The organism is Acidisphaera sp. S103 (assembly GCF_009765975.1).
In the GTDB taxonomy this organism is placed as follows: domain Bacteria; phylum Pseudomonadota; class Alphaproteobacteria; order Acetobacterales; family Acetobacteraceae; genus Rhodopila.
This window is the reverse complement of record NZ_LMUJ01000030.1, coordinates 95,569-113,299: the sequence shown is the minus strand read 5'-3', so window position 1 is coordinate 113,299 and position 17,731 is coordinate 95,569. Positions and strand designations below refer to the sequence as shown.

Here is a 17,731-nt window from a genome sequence, read left to right as displayed (position 1 = left end):
CCGTATGAATCATCTTTCCGACGTCTCTTTGCTCGGGGCCTCGCCCTGGTGGCGCCCCAACCCCGGCACCTGCCTGGTGATTCAGGGCGGTCGTCCGCTGGTCGGCACCTACGGGGTCAGCGGCGCGAAGAACGCCGTCCTGCCGCTGATGGTCTCGGCGCTGCTGACGCCGCGCCCCGTTGTCCTGGACAATGTGCCGGCCATCCTGGACGTCGCCGTGCTGTCGAACCTGCTGCAGCGTCTCGGCGCGGACCTGACCTGGTCGACCGGCCGGACCGGGCGTGCACTGACGGTATGCGCCGAACGGATCCATCCGCGTCAGATAGACCGCGACCTGGTGGCCCGCATGCGCGCCTCCGTCCTGTTGCTGGGCGCCCTGCTGGCACGCTGCGGGGAAGCGAGCCTGCCGCTGCCGGGCGGCGATGCGATCGGGCTGCGCGGCATCGACTTCCACATCGCCGGCCTGCGCGCCATGGGCGCCGAGGTCGAGGTGAACGGCGGCCTGATCCACGCGACCGCGCCATACGGTCTTTGTGGCGCGGAGATCGTGCTGCCCCAGCCATCCGTCGGCGCGACCGAGAACCTGCTGCTGGCCGCCGTCCTGGCAAAGGGACAGACCATCATCCGCAACGCGGCACGGGAACCCGAAATCACCGATCTGGCGCAGTGCCTGACGATGATGGGTGCGGCGATCACGGGGATCGGCAGCGACGTCCTGATAATCCAAGGTGGCCGGGAACTGGCCGGTGCCGACTACACGGTGATGCCGGACCGTATCGAGCTCGGGACGATCGCCTGTGCCGCGGCGGTCACGGACGGAGAGGTCCTGCTGCGCCATGCCCACGCCGAACTGCTGGGCACGGCAAGACCCGCATTTGCCGCGGCCGGGGTCGTGCTGGAAGATGTCCGGGATGGCGTGATCGCGCGCCGGTCGCCGGCGGGGTTGACCGGGATCGACATCCAGACCCGGCCTTACCCCGGGTTCGCGACCGACCTGCAATCGCCGGCGATGGCGATGCTGGCGACCGCTGCGGGGGCCAGTGCGATCACCGAGACGATTTTCGAGCAACGGTTTCGCCATGTCGACGAACTGCGGAAGATGGGCGCGGACATCACCGTCCTGGGCACCACAGCCCATGTGCGCGGCGTGGATCGGCTGGCGGGCGCTCGGGTCATGGCGACGGACGTCCGGGCGGCGGCGGCGCTGGTGCTGGCGGGCCTGGGTGCGAAGGGGGACACGGTCCTGGACGGGCTGGACCATTTGGACCGCGGATACGACGGCATGGCCGAGAAACTGGTCGCCTGCGGTGCGGTGATCACCCGCGACAAGATCGGGTAAAGCGCGATGACCGGAGGCGGAATCGCCGGAGGTCTGAAGCACACGATCAAGTAAGGAACTCTGGTCCGGCCCGACATTTGCATGGCGCTTTGTCTCTACAACAGGCAGAGCGAGGCTTCCATGACTCCCGAAAACCAGGCGCTTGTCCGTGATTCCTTCGCCAAGGTCGCCCCGATCGGTTCGCAGGCGGCGGCACTGTTCTACGATCGGCTGTTCGTGCTCGATCCGGCGCTGAAACCGCTGTTCAAGGGCGACATGGCCGAACAGGGACGCAAGCTGATGACGATGATCGGCACCGCGGTCGCCAACCTGCACAAACTGGAGGTGATTGTTCCGGCGGTGCGCGACCTGGGCCGCCGGCACGCGGAATACGGCGTCCGGGCGGCCCATTACGATACTGTCGCCGCCGCGCTGCTCTGGACCCTGGCGCAAGGATTGGGCGATGCTTTCACGCCGCCGGTGGAAGCGGCATGGACGGAAGCCTATACGATTCTCGCCACCGTGATGAAGGACGCCGCCGCCGCATGAACCCGACGATCAATGCCGACCGGCTATGGCAATCCATCATGGACATCGCCGAAATCGGTCCGACACCAGAAGGCGGCAGCCGCCGGTTGGCGTTGACCGCCGAGGACGCCGCCGCCCGCACCCTTTTCCTGCGCTGGTGCCAGGCACTCGGCCTGCATCATCAGCAGGATGCGATCGGCAACATGTTCCTGCACCGAACCGGTATCGACATGGCTACCCCGGCTGTCGCGTTTGGCAGCCATCTGGACACGGTGCCCACGGGCGGGCGCTTCGATGGGGTCGCCGGCGTGCTGGCGGGGCTGGGGGTGATCAGGACGCTGGACGACGCCGGCATCCGAACGCGTGCGCCCTTGGAACTTGTGAACTGGATGAATGAGGAGGGCAGCCGGTTCCGCCCCGCCATGATGGGCAGCCGCGTCGCCGCCGGCGAGTTGCCGCTGGACGTGGCTCTCGCGATGACGGACGACGACGGCGTGTCGGTCGCCCAGGCGCTGGCGGACAGTGGCCAGGCCGGGTCCTTGACCCCCGCGCCGCGTGACTGGAGCGCCTGGCTGGAGCTGCATATTGAGCAAGGCCCGGTGATGGAAGCGACCGGTGCCGACATCGGTATTGTCGTAGGCACGATGCATGCCCGTTACTTCCAGTTAGCGATCACGGGCGAGCCCAGTCATGTCGGTCCGACCGAGATGAACCGGCGCCACGACAGCCTGGCGGCGGCGGCCGAGGTGATCCTGGCTGTGGAACGAATTGGCCTCACCGCCGAACCATTCGGCCGGGCGAGCGCAAGCTGGATCGAGAATATTCCGAATGCCCGAGGGAATGTGCCGCACATCACCCGGCTGCATTGCGACGTTCGCCACAACAGCGCGGATGAGGCCGTCGCGATGGAGGCTTCCCTGCGCCGGGCACTATCGGACATCGCCCGGCGCCGAGGCGTACGTATAGACGTCGATCCTTACGCCACGTTCGGACCGATCGTGTTCGATACGAAGTTGGGCGCGTTGCTGCGCGGGAAGGCAGCCGGTCGCCAGCTTTCGACCCGGGACATGATCGCCGCCGCCGGTCACGATTCGGTCCTGATGGCCCCGTTGGTCCCGAGCGCGATGCTGTTCGTGCCGAGCGTGGCGGGGATAACGCATAATCCGAAGGAATACTCGACCAAGGAGCAGATCGCGCGGGGAACCCAGGTGCTGCTCGATGCGGTGCTGGAATTGGCGGGGACCGGTGCCGGGCCGTGACGTCGTTACGCCGGCTACTTTGACGGTTCGGCGGGAAGTTCGACGTCGCCGGTGATGGTGTTGCCGGACATCTCGACCGGCGTCGGCGTGCTGTCGCGGACGAAGATGGTGCGCGTCGGCTCGTCATTGTGGAAAACGTTGTCTTCAACGATCAGCACCGAGGTGGGGTTTTTCATGCCCTCCTCGCCGATGGAGATCGCGACGGCGGGGTTTTCGCTGCCGGCGCCTTTTTCCATGGTGTTGCCCTGGATCAGCACGTTGCCGCCGTTGGGAATGTCGATCAGGTAGCTGGCGGTGCCGGTCGGTCCGTCCTCGACGCGATTGTCGCGTATGACGGTGTTGCGGGCCCGCGACTTGATGTGGTGGCCAACCTTGGTGTCCAGGAAGACGCTGTGGTCGATCTCCAGCAGGGCGATCGGCGCGCCGGCATAGATGCCATGCGCGCACCGCCCGATGCAGGTGCCGTTGCCGATGAACGTGCTGTCGCTGATCCGCACCACGCTGTCGGGACCGCCGCCGGCCAGGATGCCGTTTTCGTTATGCAGGAAGCGGCTGTGCTCGACCGTCAGGTTGTCGCCGGCCGCGCGGATGCCGGCGCCGTTGTGCCAGATGACGGAGGCGTCGGCGAAGGTGATGCCTCGGACCGTGATGTCGTCGCCTTGGGTGACGAAGATGCCCATCTCGGCGCAGGTTTTGCCGGCGATCACGACGCCGGGTCCGGTGGCCTCGATCACCAGGTGGGAGGCGTTCCAGATCGCGCAATCCGTGTAGACGCCGGGATCGATACGGACAACATCGCCATCGGCGGCGATCGTGGCGGCCTGGCTCGGCACTTTCAGCAGCCGGGTTCGGCCGACCGATAGATCGCGAGCGTTGGCGGGCAAGGGGGGAAGCAGGGCGCAAAGCATTGCGGTGCCGAAAGCGATTGCGGTATGCCAGGACCAGGTCATCGATGGTCGTGTCGGCGGAAGGCCTGAGGAAAGTCAAGGTGAAACTGGCAACCGGACAGACAGCGGCACCGTTGGTCGTCCACGTATTCCCGACCTTCGCGGTGGGTGGCGCACAAGTGCGTTTCGCCGCCGTCGCCAACCATTTTGGTTCGGCGTTCCGCCACATCGTGGTCTCCCTGGACGGCAACCTGGCGTGCCGGGAACGGCTGGATCCCGGCCTGGACGTGACGTTTCCGGCGGTCGCGGCGGCCAAGAACGCCATGCTGTCGAATGCCTGGCATTACCGGCTGCTGCTGCGACGCTGGCGGCCGGATGTGCTGGTCACCTGCAACTGGGGCGCGATCGAGTTCTCACTGGCCAACATCGTGCCGGTCACCCGTCACATGCATGTCGTGGACGGGTTCGGGCCGGAGGAACGCAACACCCAGATTCGGCGTCGCGTGTTGATACGGAGGATCGCGCTGGGCCGGACGCCGGTCGTCATGCCATCCCGCAACCTGGTGCGCATCGCGACCGAGGTCTGGAAACTGCCGCCCCGGGTGATCCGCTACGTGCCGAACGGAATCGACCTGGCTCGGTTTGTGACGGACGGCACAAAGCGGGGAACCGGCGAACCGGTCATTGGCACCATCGCGGCTTTGCGGGCGGAGAAGAATATCTCCCGGCTGCTGCGTGCGTTCGCCCTGCTGCCGGCGGGCCGGCTGGTCATTGTCGGCGACGGGCCGGAGCGTCCGGCGCTGGAGGCGCTGGCGGTGTCGCTGGGCGTGGCGGACCGAGTGCGCTTCGCCGGCCATCACCAGGATACCGCCGCGTTCTATGCGACGTTCGACATCTTCGCCTTGTCGTCGGACACCGAGCAGATGCCGCTTTCGGTGATCGAGGCGATGGCAAGCGGGCTGCCGGTTGTCTCGACGGATGTCGGTGACGTGCGGCTGATGGTGGCGGAGGCCAACGCGCCCCTTGTCACCGGCCTGGACGATGCGGCGCTGGCAAGTGCGCTGGCGGGGTTGGCCGCCGACCCCGCGGCGCGGCGGCGAATCGGATCGGACAACCGGGCGAAGGCGGAGCGGGATTTCGACCAGGCGGCGATGTTCGCCACGCATGGCGCGCTGTGGCGCGGGGGGGCCGCGGCGCCGTGACGGTGGTTCGGGTTTCCGGCGTGGCGGATTTCGCCGAATTGGGGTGTCGATGGCGGGATTTGGAACAGCGTGCGGCGCTGTCGTTCTTCCAAAGCTGGACCTGGGTTGGCTGCCTGGCGGCGGAGCGGTTTGCTGACCCGGTTCTGGTGGAGGCGACCGACGACGGACGGACCGTTGCGCTGGCCTTGTTCAACCGGGTTCGCCGGCTTGTCGGGCCGGCGGTCCTGTATCTGGATGAAAACGGTTCGGCGGAGCTGGATTGTCCGTATGTCGAGCAGAACGGGGTGCTGACCGAGGCGGGGCGGGAGGCGGAACTGACCGAACTGTGCCTGCGGGCGGTGACGGGCCGGTACGACCTGGTGCTGTCGGGCATGGACGACTCGGTGCTGGCCGCGGTCGGGCGATCGGCGGGGTTGATGCGGGTTGTGCGGTCGCAGGCCGCGCCGTTTGTCGACCTGGCCGCGTTGCGGGCGGCGGGCGGGGATTACCTGGCTGGGCGCAGCGCCAACACGCGCCAGCAGATCCGCCGGTCGGAACGGTTTTACGGGTCGATTGTGGTGGAGCGGGCCGAGTCGGTGGCGGCGGGGCACGCGATGCTGGCGGAGATGGCGGTGCTGCATCAAGCGGCGTGGACCGCCAGGGGGCGGCCTGGCAGTTTTGCCCGGCCGTTTTTTGGTCGGTTTCATCGGGACCTGATCGCGGCAGGGATGCCACGTGGCGAGGTGGTGCTGCTGAAAGTGTCATGTCATGGGGCTGTCATCGGTATTTTGTATAATTTTCATTTCCAAGGTAGAATGTTGGCCTATCAGAGTGGTTTCGCCTACCGGGCGACGGCGCCCCGGGCGAAACCGGGCCTGACCTGCCATTACCGGGCCATTCAGTTCGCATTGGATCAAGAGATTGAAATCTATGATTTTTTAGTAGGGGAGGACCGTTACAAACGCAGCCTCGCCGATGGGGCATATCGGCAGGTCTGGGTGGAAGCGGGACCTCTCTGGTCGCCCATTCGGCTGTTTCGGGCGGGCTTGGCGGTGGCTCGGCGATGGGTGGGTAAAGCCGGGACAGTGTCGGAAAATTTTACAGTTTCGTCGGTTATTGAGATAAATCGCCCACCAACGAATTGATACCAAAAGGTTTCGAGTTCTGGCATGATGTGTGCATAGCACGACTCGCTTCAGCGAATTGACAACAAAAAATATCGATATCGAACATAGAAAATGCATGACGATGTTATATGTCGATATTCGACATAAAATATTACGATATACGGTATGAAGCATGCGTAATTCGCCGCGGCGGTGCGAGCATGGAATGTATAAAAAAGTAGTTGTGTATCGTCAAACGGCACGATATGTAAACGGACAAAGGTAGGGCTGAAGCTTTGAGAGCGTCACTGGCATCCGCGACTTCTCTGCTGGCACTGCTTCTGATGGAGGGGCATGAGGCGCGTGCGACGCCTGACGTGACCACGATCGGGACGCAGTCGCTAAGTTACGTTCTCGTGACGTCGCCGGCCACGACCAGCGCCAGTGTCACGGATAAAGCGACAATCAGCGGCTTAGGAATCAGCACCCGTCCAGGTTTCGGGACGATCACCGGCGCGACCGGGGAGTTTTCCGGTATCGCGGTTTTCCAAACGGTTACGAGTGGCTCGAGTGCCTCGTCAGCTACCATAAGTTCTTCCGCGTTCACCTTCACGCCGACGGTTACCGGCGGGGTCAGCGACGTCCTCACCGCCAGCTACATCCATGGCAGCACCAACGAAGGTTCGGCGACCATCACGCTGACTGGCACGGGCGTGGCGCCAACGATTTCCGGCCCGGGGACAACCGCCGTGGTCGGCAGTGGCTTTGTGCTGGTCGGTCAAAGCGGAACAGCAACGCTGAGCGTCGCCAACACCGGCAATGGCAACGAGGCGGGATCTGGCTCGACCTACAACCTGAATGGGTCTTACGGTGCTTCGGGCAACTCCGTTTTCGTGGGCACGGGAACAGCAAGTTTTTCGCTGACCGACAACAGCACAAAGTCTGCTCAAAGCAGCAGTTCGTCGTCGTATGGGTATGTATTCACGCCGACGAGCACGGGGGCGGCGTCGGCGACGGTGGTCACCACTTTCACTGACGGCAGCACGACAAAAAACGTCGGGACGTCCGTGGTGACGACGCTCAGCGGCACCGGCGTGGCGCCAGTGGCATCTGTCGCCGGGTCCGCCAGCGCCGGCTATGTGCTGGTGACATCGAGTTCCACGGCAACGGTCAATGTCAGCAACACGGGTAATGGCAACCTGTCCGGTGCCGGGGCCATCAGCAATCTGCGGGGTAGCGTTGGCGCGCTGAGCAGCGTCAGCGGCTTCGCGGCCACGGCGGGTGCATCGATCAACCTGACTGATACCTCGTCGACGAATTATAGTTACACCTATAAACCGACAGTGGTCGGTTCGTCCTCCGCGATGGTGGTGGAGACACTGTCGAACGGTTCTTCCAATGGCCAGAACCTCGCGTCGATCCAGACCACGACGTTGACCGGCACCGGTGTCGCGCCCATCCAATCGATTGCGAACTCGACGGTGTATGGCCGTATCGGTTCCGGTTCCTCGGTCAGCGGGTCGTTCGTTGTCGCGAACATCGGCGATGGCAACCTCGCCGGCAGCGGCGCGAAAACTGCGCTGAACGGAAGCGTGTCCGGGGTCTCCAGCGGGGGCTTCGCCGCTTCGGCCGCGACGATCAATCTGGTCAGCAATGCCACATCGCCCACGGCGCTTGGCACCACCGCGACATCGACACTGGGATACACCTACACGCCAGGTAGCAGCCGCGGTAGCACCTCGGTCACCGATCCGATCACTTTCAGCGATGGCAGTTCGGCCGGAACCAATTTGAGCCAGTCGGTTGCGGCCACGCTGACCGGGTCGGCGGTCGGCCCCACCTATGCCAGCACGCTGGTGGGCAAGGGCGTCAACACGCCAACGGTGAATGGCACCGGTCACACGGCGGGCGCCGCCGGGGCGACGATCAGCTTCGGGGTGGTCAGCTATAACGTGGCTACGACCCTGCTTCTGGATCTGGGGAACGTCACCACCGACGCCAATGGCGGCAACGCCAACCTGACCAACCTGACGATCGACGCGTATTCGATCACCGGCGCGAATGCGTCGGCTTTCTCCGTCTCCTCGGTGTCTTCCGTCATCACCGAAGGCGGCATGCTGGTGGTGCCGATCACGGTGACCAGCAACATCCCGTATTCGACGCTGAGTTCCAGCCTGACGATCTTCACCGACGAAGGAACCGGGCTTGGCGGCTACGGTGAGAACTTCACCTACGCCCTGACCGCGACGAGCGTGCCGGAACCGACGTCACTCGCCGTGCTGGGTGCCGGGCTGGCTGGGCTCGCCGGCTTCCGCCGCCGGAAGCGCGCCGCTCAAAAAGACTGATCAACGCCGGGTTACCGCCGCGCGAACCCGCCCGGCGGTATGGCGCAGAAGATCCATTGCCCCAGCCATCCGCCACGGATTGACCAGCAGCATCCCGATGCGTTGCCGGCGCCTTGTTGCCCAGCCTTGCTTGTAGGCGTCGTCCCCGCGGCCGAAATCAATCGCTGCCACATGCTCCTGGTCCAACAGATGCCGCACCATCAGCGCGGTCAGCACGGTGCCGGGTGAGTGCGCCTTGAACGCCTCATCATGCGCCAGTTTCAACACGATGGCGCGGCCGTCCCTCACCACCCAGAACTGCACCGCGGCAGGCTGGCTGCCGATCGACCAGACTCCGAGTCGCAGCAAACCGAGTGCGGCCGTGCTGCGGATCAGCGCGGCGTTGAAGGTCGGGAAGGGTTCGGCATCCTTCCAGCTTCGGCTATAGACGGATTCGAACGCTTCCACGGCCTGGTCCATCTGGGCTGGCTGGGTGAACAGGTCGAACCGCGCGTCCGGCAGTTTCTCGGCGCGCCGCAGGCGGCGGCGGATGGTTTCACGCAGGGCGCCAGGCCGCCCGACCAGGTAGCCGGACCAGTCCAGGGTGGCGACATCCTCGTGCCAGTTGCCGAAATGATCGAAGCGCAGGACGCGCAGACCGGCCTCGCGCACGCCGGTCTCCAGGTCGCTCAGGTAAACCCATTCGGCGGGCAACGCATCGAGCCGGACGCTTCCCCGGCCTCGGCATAGTGCGCCGAATGCAGTCATGGCGGCGATTCGCGCGGATTGACTGAGTCCGGCCGAGAGCAGCGGCATGTATTCGCAAGTATAGGGCGTGGTCAGGCTGCTCAGCCGGCTGCCGGTTCGCAACATCGGCAGCATCGCGACAACCCGGCCTTCGGTGCGAATGGTGACGAATAATGGCTCGCTTCCGGCCGGTATCGCGTGCGACTGCACGACATCCCACCAGGCGCGTCCGGCGAAAAGGCCGGGGGCGTTGTCGAGCAAGGCCAGGGCGTCGGGCGGCAATGCCGCGACCGAGGCGAAGGTTTCAGGGCAGTTCGTACCACGCATACCCGATCCATTCGTGCATGGCGAAGTAGCCAGTCTGCCAGCCGGCCGCTCGGGGTAGAAAATCATCCAGATCCGGTCCGAGTGGCTCATCCAGCGCGGTGGGGGCGGCGGTCACCGTCAGTCCGGTAGCCCGGAACGCCACCAGGGCGCGCCGCATATGCCAGGAATGGGTGACGAGATAGATGGAGGAGATGCCGTTGGCGCGCAGGATTTCGGCGCTGAAGCGGGCATTCTGCCAGGTGTCTTTGGATCTTGCTTCGGTCCAGCGGGCCGGGGTTTGCAAATCATCCTTCAGGCTTTGCGCCAAGACGATCGCCAACGCCGGCGCCCCGGCCTGACCGACACCGCCACTGACCAGGATCGGCAGGCCGGTGCGCCGATGCAGCGCGGCGGCGGTGCGCAACCGGTCGAGCGAGAGCAGGCCCGGCCTGTAACCCAGTGCGTCGTCGCTGGAGCGGGTATACTCGGCGCTGAGGACGACGATGGCCTGCGGCGGATGGTCGGCCGGGGGGGTCATGGGCAGGCCGGTTTCCAGGGCCAGAAGCAGGCTGCCCGAAACCGCCGGCATGCCGAATAGGATCAGCGCGATCAGCGACGCCCACGTCAGCCAGCGGCCAGGCCGTTGCCACCGGCCGCCTAGCAGCAGGCCGGCCGTGATCAGGACGACGAAAATTGTGGGCGGCAGCGCCAGGGCCTCGAGAATGGCTTTCATGGTGCGTTCAATCGGTCGAGCCGGCCATCCAGGCCAGAACGTTGGCGAGGCCGGTGCGCAACGGCACGCGGCCCGACAATCCCAGGACGGCATTGGCGTGAGTGGGCACGCCGAAGGAGTGTCTGATCTCCCCGACGCGGGGCGGTTCCGAACGGGCGTTGAGGTTCTTCCCGGCCAGGTCGGCGATCAGGCGGGCAAGCGCCTCGACCGAAGTCGGAATCCCAGTACAGAGGTTGAACACCGGGGAATCCGTCGCGCGCAGGCCCATGCCGGCCAGCAGCGCCGCGACAACATCGGCGACATAGACGAAATCGCGGGTTTGCTGCCCGTCGCCGAAAATCTTGATCGGCTGGCCGGCGGCAATGCGCTGACAGAAGATGGAGATGACCCCGGAATACGGCGATTTCGGGTCCTGGCGAGGACCGTAGACGTTGAAGAAACGCAGGCCGGTGGTGGGGATAGCGTGGACGTGGCTGGCGACGCGGGCGTGCAGCTCGCAGGCGTATTTGTCGGCGCCGTACGCGGATAGCGGTGTGCAAGGGTCGGTCTCGGCAATCGGAACCGTGGGGGCGTCGCCGTAAACGGCGGCCGACGACGCGTAAACCACCGGGATTTTGCTGCCCTGGCGGCGAATCGCGTCGAACACTGTGATCGTGCCGGTGATGTTGGCGTTGTGGGTACCAAGCCAATCGGTGATGCCGCGCTCGACCGAGGCGATGGCGGCGAGATGGAAGCAGCCATCGACACCCTCCATCGCCGCGGCGACGATTTCCGGGTCGGCGACATCGCCCTCGATCAAGGTCGCACCGGCAGGAAGGTTGGATCTGTTGCCGGTGGACAGGTTGTCGAGCACGCGCACCGTATCGCCGCGGGTGACCAGGGCGTCGCAAAGGTGGGAGCCGATGAACCCGGCTCCCCCGGTCACGAGGTAGGTGGTCATGGGGCTGGTGACACCTCGCCAAGGCGCGTGTCACGCGTGCGGTTGCAGGACCTGGCGAAGTACGGAGCCGTCGGACAGGCGGTCGAAGCCCTCGTTGATCTCGTCAAAGGTGATGGTCCCCGAACGCAATTTCTGCACCGGCAGTTTGCCACGTTGATACAATGCGATGAAGCGGGGAATGTCCCGCTTGGGCACGCAACTGCCCATATAGCTGCCCATGATACTCTTTCCGTCACTCACCAGGGCGGAATGCAGGTAGGAGAACGTGGCGGTCGAGGCGGGAAGCCCGGCGCTGACCACCGCACCGCCGCGGGCGGCGATGGCATAGGCGAGGTTCATCGCCGGAATCGAGCCAGCGGTTTCGATCACGTAGTCCAGACCGCCGCCGGTGGCCTGGCGGATTTCCTCCACCACGTCGGCGTTGCCGGCAAGGAACGTATCGGTCGCGCCGAGTTCACGGGCGATCCGTAGTTTGTCGGCGTTCAGGTCGACCGCGACGATGCGTTCGGCGCCGGCGATAACCCCACCCATCAGGGCGTTCATGCCCACGCCGCCCAAGCCGACGACCGCCATCTGCCCGCCCGGCGGCACCTGTGCGGTATTCAGCACCGCGCCCACGCCGGTGACGACGGCGCAGCCGAAGATCGTGGCATCCTCCAGCGGCACCTCATCGGGGATCTTTATCAGTGCGTTCTGCGCGACGACGGCATACTGCGCGAACACCGACAGGCCGCTGTAGTGGTAGATCGGCTCCCCGTTCAGCGACAGGCGGCGGGCGCCGGAGATCAGCGTGCCGTTGGTGCGGGACGTATTGGAGCTTTGACACAAATTCGGCCGCCCGCCGTTGCAGTAGCGGCACTCGTTGCAACTGGTGACGAAGACGCTGATGACATGGTCGCCAGGCTTCAGGCTGGTGACGCCGGGTCCGACTTCCTCGACGATGCCGGCGGCTTCATGGCCGGGGATGGTGGGCAGTTTGCGCGGCCGCAGGTTCTCGATGGTGGACAGATCGGAATGGCACAGCCCGGCGCCGACGATCTTATACAGGACCTCACCCGGCCCAGGCGGGTCGAGGTCGACGGTCTCGATCGTCATCGGTTTGCTGGTGGCATAGGGGCGTGGCTTGCCCTGTTCCCGCAGCACGGCGGCGCGCATCTTCATGGTCGGTATCCTTGGTAGCGAGGGGACTATTGTGGCTGTCCGGGTGGTTTCGGCAAGCCGTCCCGCGGCGCTGGCTCCGCTTTGGCGTCCTGCCGCCGACGGGCCTGGTCTTTTCGTTTCAAAAGGTTCTCCCGCAGCGCCGCGGCTTCCCGGGCTGCTCGGTCCGCTTTGGGGTCGGTCTTGGGCGGCTTGGTCATGGACGCTCGGGCGGGCGCTTGCGCATCATCGCCTGGCGCGTGCAGATCGCCACCATTTCGTCGCGCTGATTCCAGCATGTATGCTCGAACTCGACGATCCCGACATCGGGGCGGGACCGGCTTTCGCGCATCGTCAGCACTTTCGTCCGCGCCCGCAGCGTATCGCCGTGGAACACCGGCTTGGGGAACTTCATCTCGGTGAATCCCAGGTTGCCGACGGTCGTCCCCAGGGTGGTGTCATTCACCGTCATGCCTACCATCAGGCCGAGGGTGAACACCGAATTCACCAGCCGCTGGCCGAATTCGGTTTCGGCGGCAAAATGGGCGTCGAGATGCAACGGCTGGACGTTCATGGTCAGGGCACTGAACAGCGTGTTGTCCATCTCGGTGACCGTCCGCGTCCAAGGATGGGCGAATTCCTGCCCGACCGAGAATTGTTCGTAATAAAGCCCCGCCATGTTCCGATCCTTCCCTTGCGTTCGCGCGAGTCAACCGCATCCCGGGATTTATGGGAAGAAGGGTTTCGGGCCGCCCTGGACGTACGGCGCAAAACGGGCCTCAATGGCGAAAATCAAATCAGGCGGGCGACGCATGGCGGGGAACGACCACATCACGACGGCCTCTCGACGTGGAGTCATGATCGGCGCACCGCTTGCCGTGGCTGCCGTTACCCGGCCGGCGGCCGCCGCCGAATCGTTCTGGACAGCGCAGTACCAGGCCAGGAAGGGCGACGTTACGCTGGCGATCTACCGCAAACGGCTGCATGCACCCCGTGCCGGGGAAGCGAAACTGCCAGTCCTGTTCCTGGTCCATGGATCGTCGATTTCGTCACTGCCGAGCTTCGATTTGACGGTACCGGGGGCGGGGGAATACTCGCTGATGAACGTCTTCGCGCGCTGGGGCTTCGATGTCTGGACCATGGATTTCGAGGGCTATGGCAAATCGACCGTCACGTCAGGCAATTCCGACATCGCATCGGGCGTCGCCGATCTGCGCGCCGTGGTGCCCATGGTGGAGCGGGAGACGGGACAGACGAAATTCCATTTCATGGGCGAAAGCAGCGGCGCGATCAGGGCAGGGGCCTTTGCGGCGGCGGAACCGGCTCGCGTGGAGCGGCTTGTGCTGGAAGCCTTCACCTATACCGGCAAGGGATCGCCGACGCTCGCCAAGCGGGGCGAACAGACGGAATTCTACCGCACCCACAACCGCCGCAAGCGCGATGAAGCCATGATCCTGAGCATCTTCACCCGCGACAAGCCCGGCACATCGGACCCGCGGGTGCCCGTGGCGCTCGCCAAGGCCGAGATGCCGAATGGCGACACCGTTCCGACCGGCACCTATCTCGACATGACGGCCAATCTGCCGCTGGTCGATCCCGCCAAGGTCCAGTGCCCGGTGCTGATGGTACGCGGGCAATACGACGGCATTTCCACCGAGGAAGATCTGCTCGACTTCTTCACCAAGCTGCCCACGCCGGACAAGCAATACAACGTCATCCCGGGTGCCGCGCACGCCATCGGCATGAGCCTGACGCGCGCCGACTTCTGGCACGTGATGCACGAATTCCTGACGATGCCGAAAACCGCATAAAAGGAGGCAAGACCATGGGATTTCTCAGCGACGAGGAACGCGCCCAACTATCGCCGGCCGAGGACCTGCCGCATCGTTTTCCGATCCCCACGCAGATCGTGTCGAGTGACGAATATTTCCCCGAACCCCAGACCGCCCAGCAGAAGCAGGTGGAGGATCGTCTAGCGGAAATGGGCGATCATTACGCCAAGCGCCAGGGCGTCAGCCGCCGCCGCTTCTTCCAGACCGCATCGGGCATGGCCGCCGCATTCGTGGCGATGAACCAGGTCTACGGGAAGCTGTTCACGGTCTCCGAGGCAGAGGCCGCCACGCCGGAAATGGCCGACGAACGCGCTATCGTGCTGCGTGGCCAGGATGTGTTCGACTGCCACACGCATTTCCTGCGCGACGACACGCGACTGACCAACTTCGTTGCCCAGCGCGCCGCGGTCGGCAAGTTCGGCTGGAACAAGCAGCTTGGTGACAAGGAACAGACCCTCGCCGACCTGAAATTCGACAACTACTTCAAGGAAGTGTTTCTCGACAGCGACACCAAGGTGGCGCTGCTGACCAACTCCCCGTCCGACGTTCCGCAAGACTGGTTCCTGACCAATGAAATGGTCTTCCAGACGCGCGACAAGGTGAACAAGCAGGCTGGCGCCCGCCGTTTGCTGGCGCATTACACCATCGTGCCCGGCCAGCCAGGCTGGATGGACGGCATCGACCATGCGATCGCGACACTGCGGCCGGATGGCTGGAAAGGCTACACGATCGGCGACAACACCCATAAGGATACCAGCCACTATCCATGGCATCTGGATGACGAGAAGCTGATGTATCCGGCCTACGAACGCTTCCAGAAAGCCGGCATCAAAAACGTCTGCATCCATAAAGGCCTGTTTCCACCGTCGGCCGAAAAGCTGTTCCCGAACCTGCGCAGCTACGTCGATGTCAGCGACGTCGGCAAGGCTGCGAAGGATTGGCCGGGGCTTAATTTCGTCGTCTATCATTCCGGCTATCGCCATGTCGGCGGCTCGCCTGCCGATGCGATGGCGGAATGGGATCAGACCGGCCGCAGTTCCTGGGTCAGCGATCTCGCCGAGATCCCCGCAAAATATGGCGTGACGAACGTCTACGGCGACCTGGGCCAGCTTTTCGCCTACACCAGCATCGCCGAACCACGCCTGGCCGCCGCGCTGATGGGCACGCTGATCAAGGGCCTCGGCCCCGACCACGTGATCTGGGGCACGGATGCAGTCTGGACCGGCGCGCCGCAATGGCAGATCGAGGGCCTGCGCCGGCTGGAAATCCCCGAGGACATGCAGAAAAAGCACGGCTTCACCCCGCTCGGTGCCGCCGACGGTCCAGTCAAACGCGGTGTCTTCGCGGAAAACGGCTTCCGCCTGTTCGGCTACGACCGCCACGCCGAACTCGCCAAGCCGGATCGTTTCGGGATGTTGAAGGAAGAGTATCTGCGCGACGGCCCCGATCCCAGCAACCTGCGTTATGGCTACGTCCGGAGGGCATAAAAATGGGCATCCGCGTCCACAACCTGTATTGCGATGCGCAGGGCGAGTCCCATTGGCGGGACGTCCAGGTCGACTGGGCTCAGGAAGGGCCGGAGGGAAAGACCTCCGCCCGTCTGCCCGCCACCGGCATCATCTTCCGCCAGACGCAGGCAGAGCACGATCGTCCCTGGCATCCGGCACCGCGCCGGCAATACATCATCAACCTCGATGCCGGCGTGGAACTGACCGCCAGCGACGGCGAATCCCGCGTTATCGGTGCCGGCGAAATCATCCTGGTGGAAGACATCACCGGCCGAGGCCACCTGTCCAAATCCGTCAACAACCAGATGCGGCACTCGATCTTCGTGCCGATCGAATAGGGAGACAAAACCAATGCGAATCCATAACATATACGTCGATGACGCCGGCGAAACCCACTGGCGCGACGTCGAGGTCCAATGGGTCGAGGAGCGCAACGGCAGCAAGTTGTCCGCCCGCTTGCCCGCCAACGGCATCATCTTCCGCGAGACCGGCGGCGATTACGACCTGAGCTGGCATCCGGCGCCGCGGCGCCAATACATCATCAATCTGGACGGTGGGGTGAAGATCACCGCCAGCGACGGCGAGGCACGTGAAATCGGCGCCGGCGAGGTGATCCTGGTCGAGGACATCCGCGGCAAGGGGCATCTGTCGAAGTCGATCGGCGGCAAAATGCGGCATTCGATTTTCGTGCCGGTCGAATAGCGGCGGACGCGAAAAGGGCCGGGGAATTACCCCGGCCCCAACCTCGCGTTTAGCGGCAGAAGGTTAGTCCCCGCCGCCGACATACCGGCCGCCGAGGCTGTTGGCGGTGTTGTCATATGACCCCTGATGGTAGGTCAAGGTCGGCCGCCCGAAGGATGCGGCATTCGCCACCGGGGCGATCGCCGCGGTCAGGCTCAGCGCTGCGAAAGCGGCAAGGATCATGGTCTTCATCGGGGTTCTCCATCTTTGGTCGGGCGGTGTGTCCGGCTTTCATGGGTCCGCAGATAGGTCTTCGCGGTGGGGACGATAATCGGGGTTTTGGTTATTGGATTTATGCACCATGCGCGGAAATGGTCTTGATACCGGCAGGCCGCATGGTGGACGCCGATCGGAAGACCTGCTTCGGTAGTTCGCCCCGCCGCGCTGGCTTCCGAGGCAGCGCCGGGCCACAAACCGAGGAGGAAAAAATGCGTCTGAAAGACAAGGTCGCCATCGTCACCGGCGGCGCGCACGGCATGGGTGAAGCCGAGGCCCGCCTGTTCGCCAAGGAAGGCGCCGCCGTCGTTATCGCCGACATGCTGACGAAGGAAGGCGAGGCGGTTGCCGCCGATATTGCCGCCAGCCAAGGCCGGGCGCGGTTTATCCGAACGGATGTGACGTCGGAAAGCGATTGGCAGAAGCTGATCGCCGAGACGATCGCCACCTATGGACGGCTCGACATCCTGGTCAACAACGCCGGAATCAGCGGCAGTTCGGTGGGTGACGTGGATGGTCTGGAGGGATGGCAGAAACTGCTGTCCGTCAATGCCGCCAGCGTGTTCCTGGGCACCAAGCATGCCGCGACGGCCATGATCCCGAACGGACGCGGTTCGATCGTCAACATATCGTCGATCATGGGCTTCGTCGGCAGCGCCGACAGCCATCCGGGGTATGCCGCCTCCAAGGGCGCTGTCAGGCTATATACCAAGGCGGCGGCGGCGAAATACGGTCCATCAGGCATTCGGGTAAACTCGGTGCATCCGGGCTACATGCCGCCGATGCTGAACGCAACCAACGCCGCCGGACGTGCCTCGAAGATCGAGGCCACGCCGCTGCGCCGGCTTGGCGAACCGATCGAAGTCGCGTACGGCGTGCTGTTCCTAGCCTCCGACGAAGCCTCGTTCGTCACCGGAACGGAACTGGTCATCGACGGCGGCTACATCGCGCAATAACAGGAGTGCATA

The 17,731-nt window shown here is 64.5% G+C and carries 18 protein-coding genes; 11 read left to right on the top strand and 7 right to left on the bottom strand.

Annotation, left to right across the window (positions count from 1 at the left end; translation table 11 throughout):
* Positions 1 to 4 precede the first annotated feature (4 nt).
* The 3 genes from murA (at position 5) to GSQ89_RS04430 (ending at position 3,105) form a co-directional block, all read left to right on the top strand.
* Positions 5 to 1,339 (top strand): UDP-N-acetylglucosamine 1-carboxyvinyltransferase, encoded by a 1,335-nt coding sequence (murA, locus tag GSQ89_RS04440; RefSeq protein WP_158922429.1) that lies wholly within the window; start codon positions 5 to 7, stop codon positions 1,337 to 1,339.
* A gap of 120 nt (positions 1,340 to 1,459) precedes the next feature.
* The gene (locus GSQ89_RS04435) at positions 1,460 to 1,867 is read left to right on the top strand and encodes a globin family protein (RefSeq protein ID WP_158922428.1); all 408 of its coding nucleotides are present in this window, start codon (positions 1,460 to 1,462) and stop codon (positions 1,865 to 1,867) included.
* Positions 1,864 to 3,105, top strand: a complete 1,242-nt coding sequence (locus GSQ89_RS04430) for a Zn-dependent hydrolase (RefSeq protein ID WP_158922426.1) — start codon at positions 1,864 to 1,866, stop codon at positions 3,103 to 3,105. Before GSQ89_RS04435 ends, GSQ89_RS04430 begins: the two co-directional genes overlap by 4 nt.
* A 14-nt stretch (positions 3,106 to 3,119) precedes the next feature.
* Here GSQ89_RS04430 and GSQ89_RS04425 read toward each other — a convergent pair whose 3' ends face one another.
* On the bottom strand, positions 3,120 to 4,055 hold the full coding sequence (locus tag GSQ89_RS04425) for a right-handed parallel beta-helix repeat-containing protein (protein ID WP_158922424.1): 936 nt from the start codon (positions 4,053 to 4,055) through the stop codon (positions 3,120 to 3,122).
* Between the two features lie 38 nt (positions 4,056 to 4,093).
* Between GSQ89_RS04425 and GSQ89_RS04420 the strand changes: the two genes are divergently transcribed.
* The 3 genes from GSQ89_RS04420 to GSQ89_RS04410 all read left to right on the top strand — a co-directional run bounded on the left by GSQ89_RS04420 (position 4,094) and on the right by GSQ89_RS04410 (position 8,624).
* Positions 4,094 to 5,194 carry a glycosyltransferase gene (locus GSQ89_RS04420; protein ID WP_254073073.1) on the top strand — a complete coding sequence of 367 codons (1,101 nt, stop codon included), beginning with the start codon at positions 4,094 to 4,096 and terminating at the stop codon, positions 5,192 to 5,194.
* Positions 5,167 to 6,318, top strand: a complete 1,152-nt coding sequence (locus GSQ89_RS04415) for a GNAT family N-acetyltransferase (RefSeq protein WP_158922420.1) — start codon at positions 5,167 to 5,169, stop codon at positions 6,316 to 6,318. Before GSQ89_RS04420 ends, GSQ89_RS04415 begins: the two co-directional genes overlap by 28 nt.
* A gap of 257 nt (positions 6,319 to 6,575) precedes the next feature.
* Complete coding sequence (locus GSQ89_RS04410) at positions 6,576 to 8,624, top strand: PEP-CTERM sorting domain-containing protein (RefSeq protein ID WP_158922418.1); 2,049 nt, start codon at positions 6,576 to 6,578, stop codon at positions 8,622 to 8,624.
* Here GSQ89_RS04410 and GSQ89_RS04405 read toward each other — a convergent pair whose 3' ends face one another.
* The 5 genes from GSQ89_RS04405 to GSQ89_RS04385 all read right to left on the bottom strand — a co-directional run bounded on the left by GSQ89_RS04405 (position 8,625) and on the right by GSQ89_RS04385 (position 13,145).
* Positions 8,625 to 9,677, bottom strand: a complete 1,053-nt coding sequence (locus GSQ89_RS04405; protein WP_158922416.1) for a GNAT family N-acetyltransferase — start codon at positions 9,675 to 9,677, stop codon at positions 8,625 to 8,627.
* Positions 9,655 to 10,389: a YdcF family protein gene (locus GSQ89_RS04400; RefSeq protein ID WP_158922414.1), complete on the bottom strand. Its 735-nt coding sequence runs from the start codon at positions 10,387 to 10,389 to the stop codon at positions 9,655 to 9,657. The genes GSQ89_RS04405 and GSQ89_RS04400 overlap by 23 nt, the downstream gene beginning before the upstream one ends.
* Positions 10,390 to 10,396: 7 nt before the next feature.
* Positions 10,397 to 11,329, bottom strand: a complete 933-nt coding sequence (locus GSQ89_RS04395) for an NAD-dependent epimerase/dehydratase family protein (protein ID WP_158922412.1) — start codon at positions 11,327 to 11,329, stop codon at positions 10,397 to 10,399.
* A gap of 30 nt (positions 11,330 to 11,359) precedes the next feature.
* A complete protein-coding gene (locus GSQ89_RS04390) occupies positions 11,360 to 12,490 on the bottom strand; it encodes a zinc-dependent alcohol dehydrogenase family protein (protein WP_158922411.1) in 1,131 nt (376 codons plus the stop codon).
* Positions 12,491 to 12,683: 193 nt separating this feature from the next.
* The gene (locus tag GSQ89_RS04385; RefSeq protein ID WP_158922409.1) at positions 12,684 to 13,145 is read right to left on the bottom strand and encodes a MaoC family dehydratase; all 462 of its coding nucleotides are present in this window, start codon (positions 13,143 to 13,145) and stop codon (positions 12,684 to 12,686) included.
* A 133-nt stretch (positions 13,146 to 13,278) separates the two neighbouring features.
* Here GSQ89_RS04385 and GSQ89_RS04380 point away from each other — a divergent pair, with 133 nt between their 5' ends.
* From GSQ89_RS04380 to GSQ89_RS04365, 4 genes are read left to right on the top strand one after another with little or no spacing between them, the layout of a single operon-like run.
* A complete protein-coding gene (locus GSQ89_RS04380; RefSeq protein WP_158922407.1) occupies positions 13,279 to 14,277 on the top strand; it encodes an alpha/beta hydrolase in 999 nt (332 codons plus the stop codon).
* Between the two features lie 14 nt (positions 14,278 to 14,291).
* Positions 14,292 to 15,785 carry an amidohydrolase family protein gene (locus tag GSQ89_RS04375; RefSeq protein WP_158922405.1) on the top strand — a complete coding sequence of 498 codons (1,494 nt, stop codon included), beginning with the start codon at positions 14,292 to 14,294 and terminating at the stop codon, positions 15,783 to 15,785.
* Positions 15,786 to 15,787: 2 nt separating this feature from the next.
* Complete coding sequence (locus GSQ89_RS04370) at positions 15,788 to 16,144, top strand: hypothetical protein (RefSeq protein ID WP_158922403.1); 357 nt, start codon at positions 15,788 to 15,790, stop codon at positions 16,142 to 16,144.
* 13 nt (positions 16,145 to 16,157) lie between these two features.
* Positions 16,158 to 16,508: a hypothetical protein gene (locus GSQ89_RS04365; RefSeq protein ID WP_158922401.1), complete on the top strand. Its 351-nt coding sequence runs from the start codon at positions 16,158 to 16,160 to the stop codon at positions 16,506 to 16,508.
* A gap of 63 nt (positions 16,509 to 16,571) precedes the next feature.
* Here the strand turns inward: GSQ89_RS04365 and GSQ89_RS04360 are convergent, their stop codons facing one another.
* On the bottom strand, positions 16,572 to 16,739 hold the full coding sequence (locus GSQ89_RS04360; RefSeq protein ID WP_158922399.1) for a hypothetical protein: 168 nt from the start codon (positions 16,737 to 16,739) through the stop codon (positions 16,572 to 16,574).
* 236 nt (positions 16,740 to 16,975) lie between these two features.
* Here GSQ89_RS04360 and GSQ89_RS04355 point away from each other — a divergent pair, with 236 nt between their 5' ends.
* The gene (locus GSQ89_RS04355; RefSeq protein WP_158922397.1) at positions 16,976 to 17,719 is read left to right on the top strand and encodes a glucose 1-dehydrogenase; all 744 of its coding nucleotides are present in this window, start codon (positions 16,976 to 16,978) and stop codon (positions 17,717 to 17,719) included.
* The last annotated feature ends 12 nt before the right edge of the window (positions 17,720 to 17,731 follow it).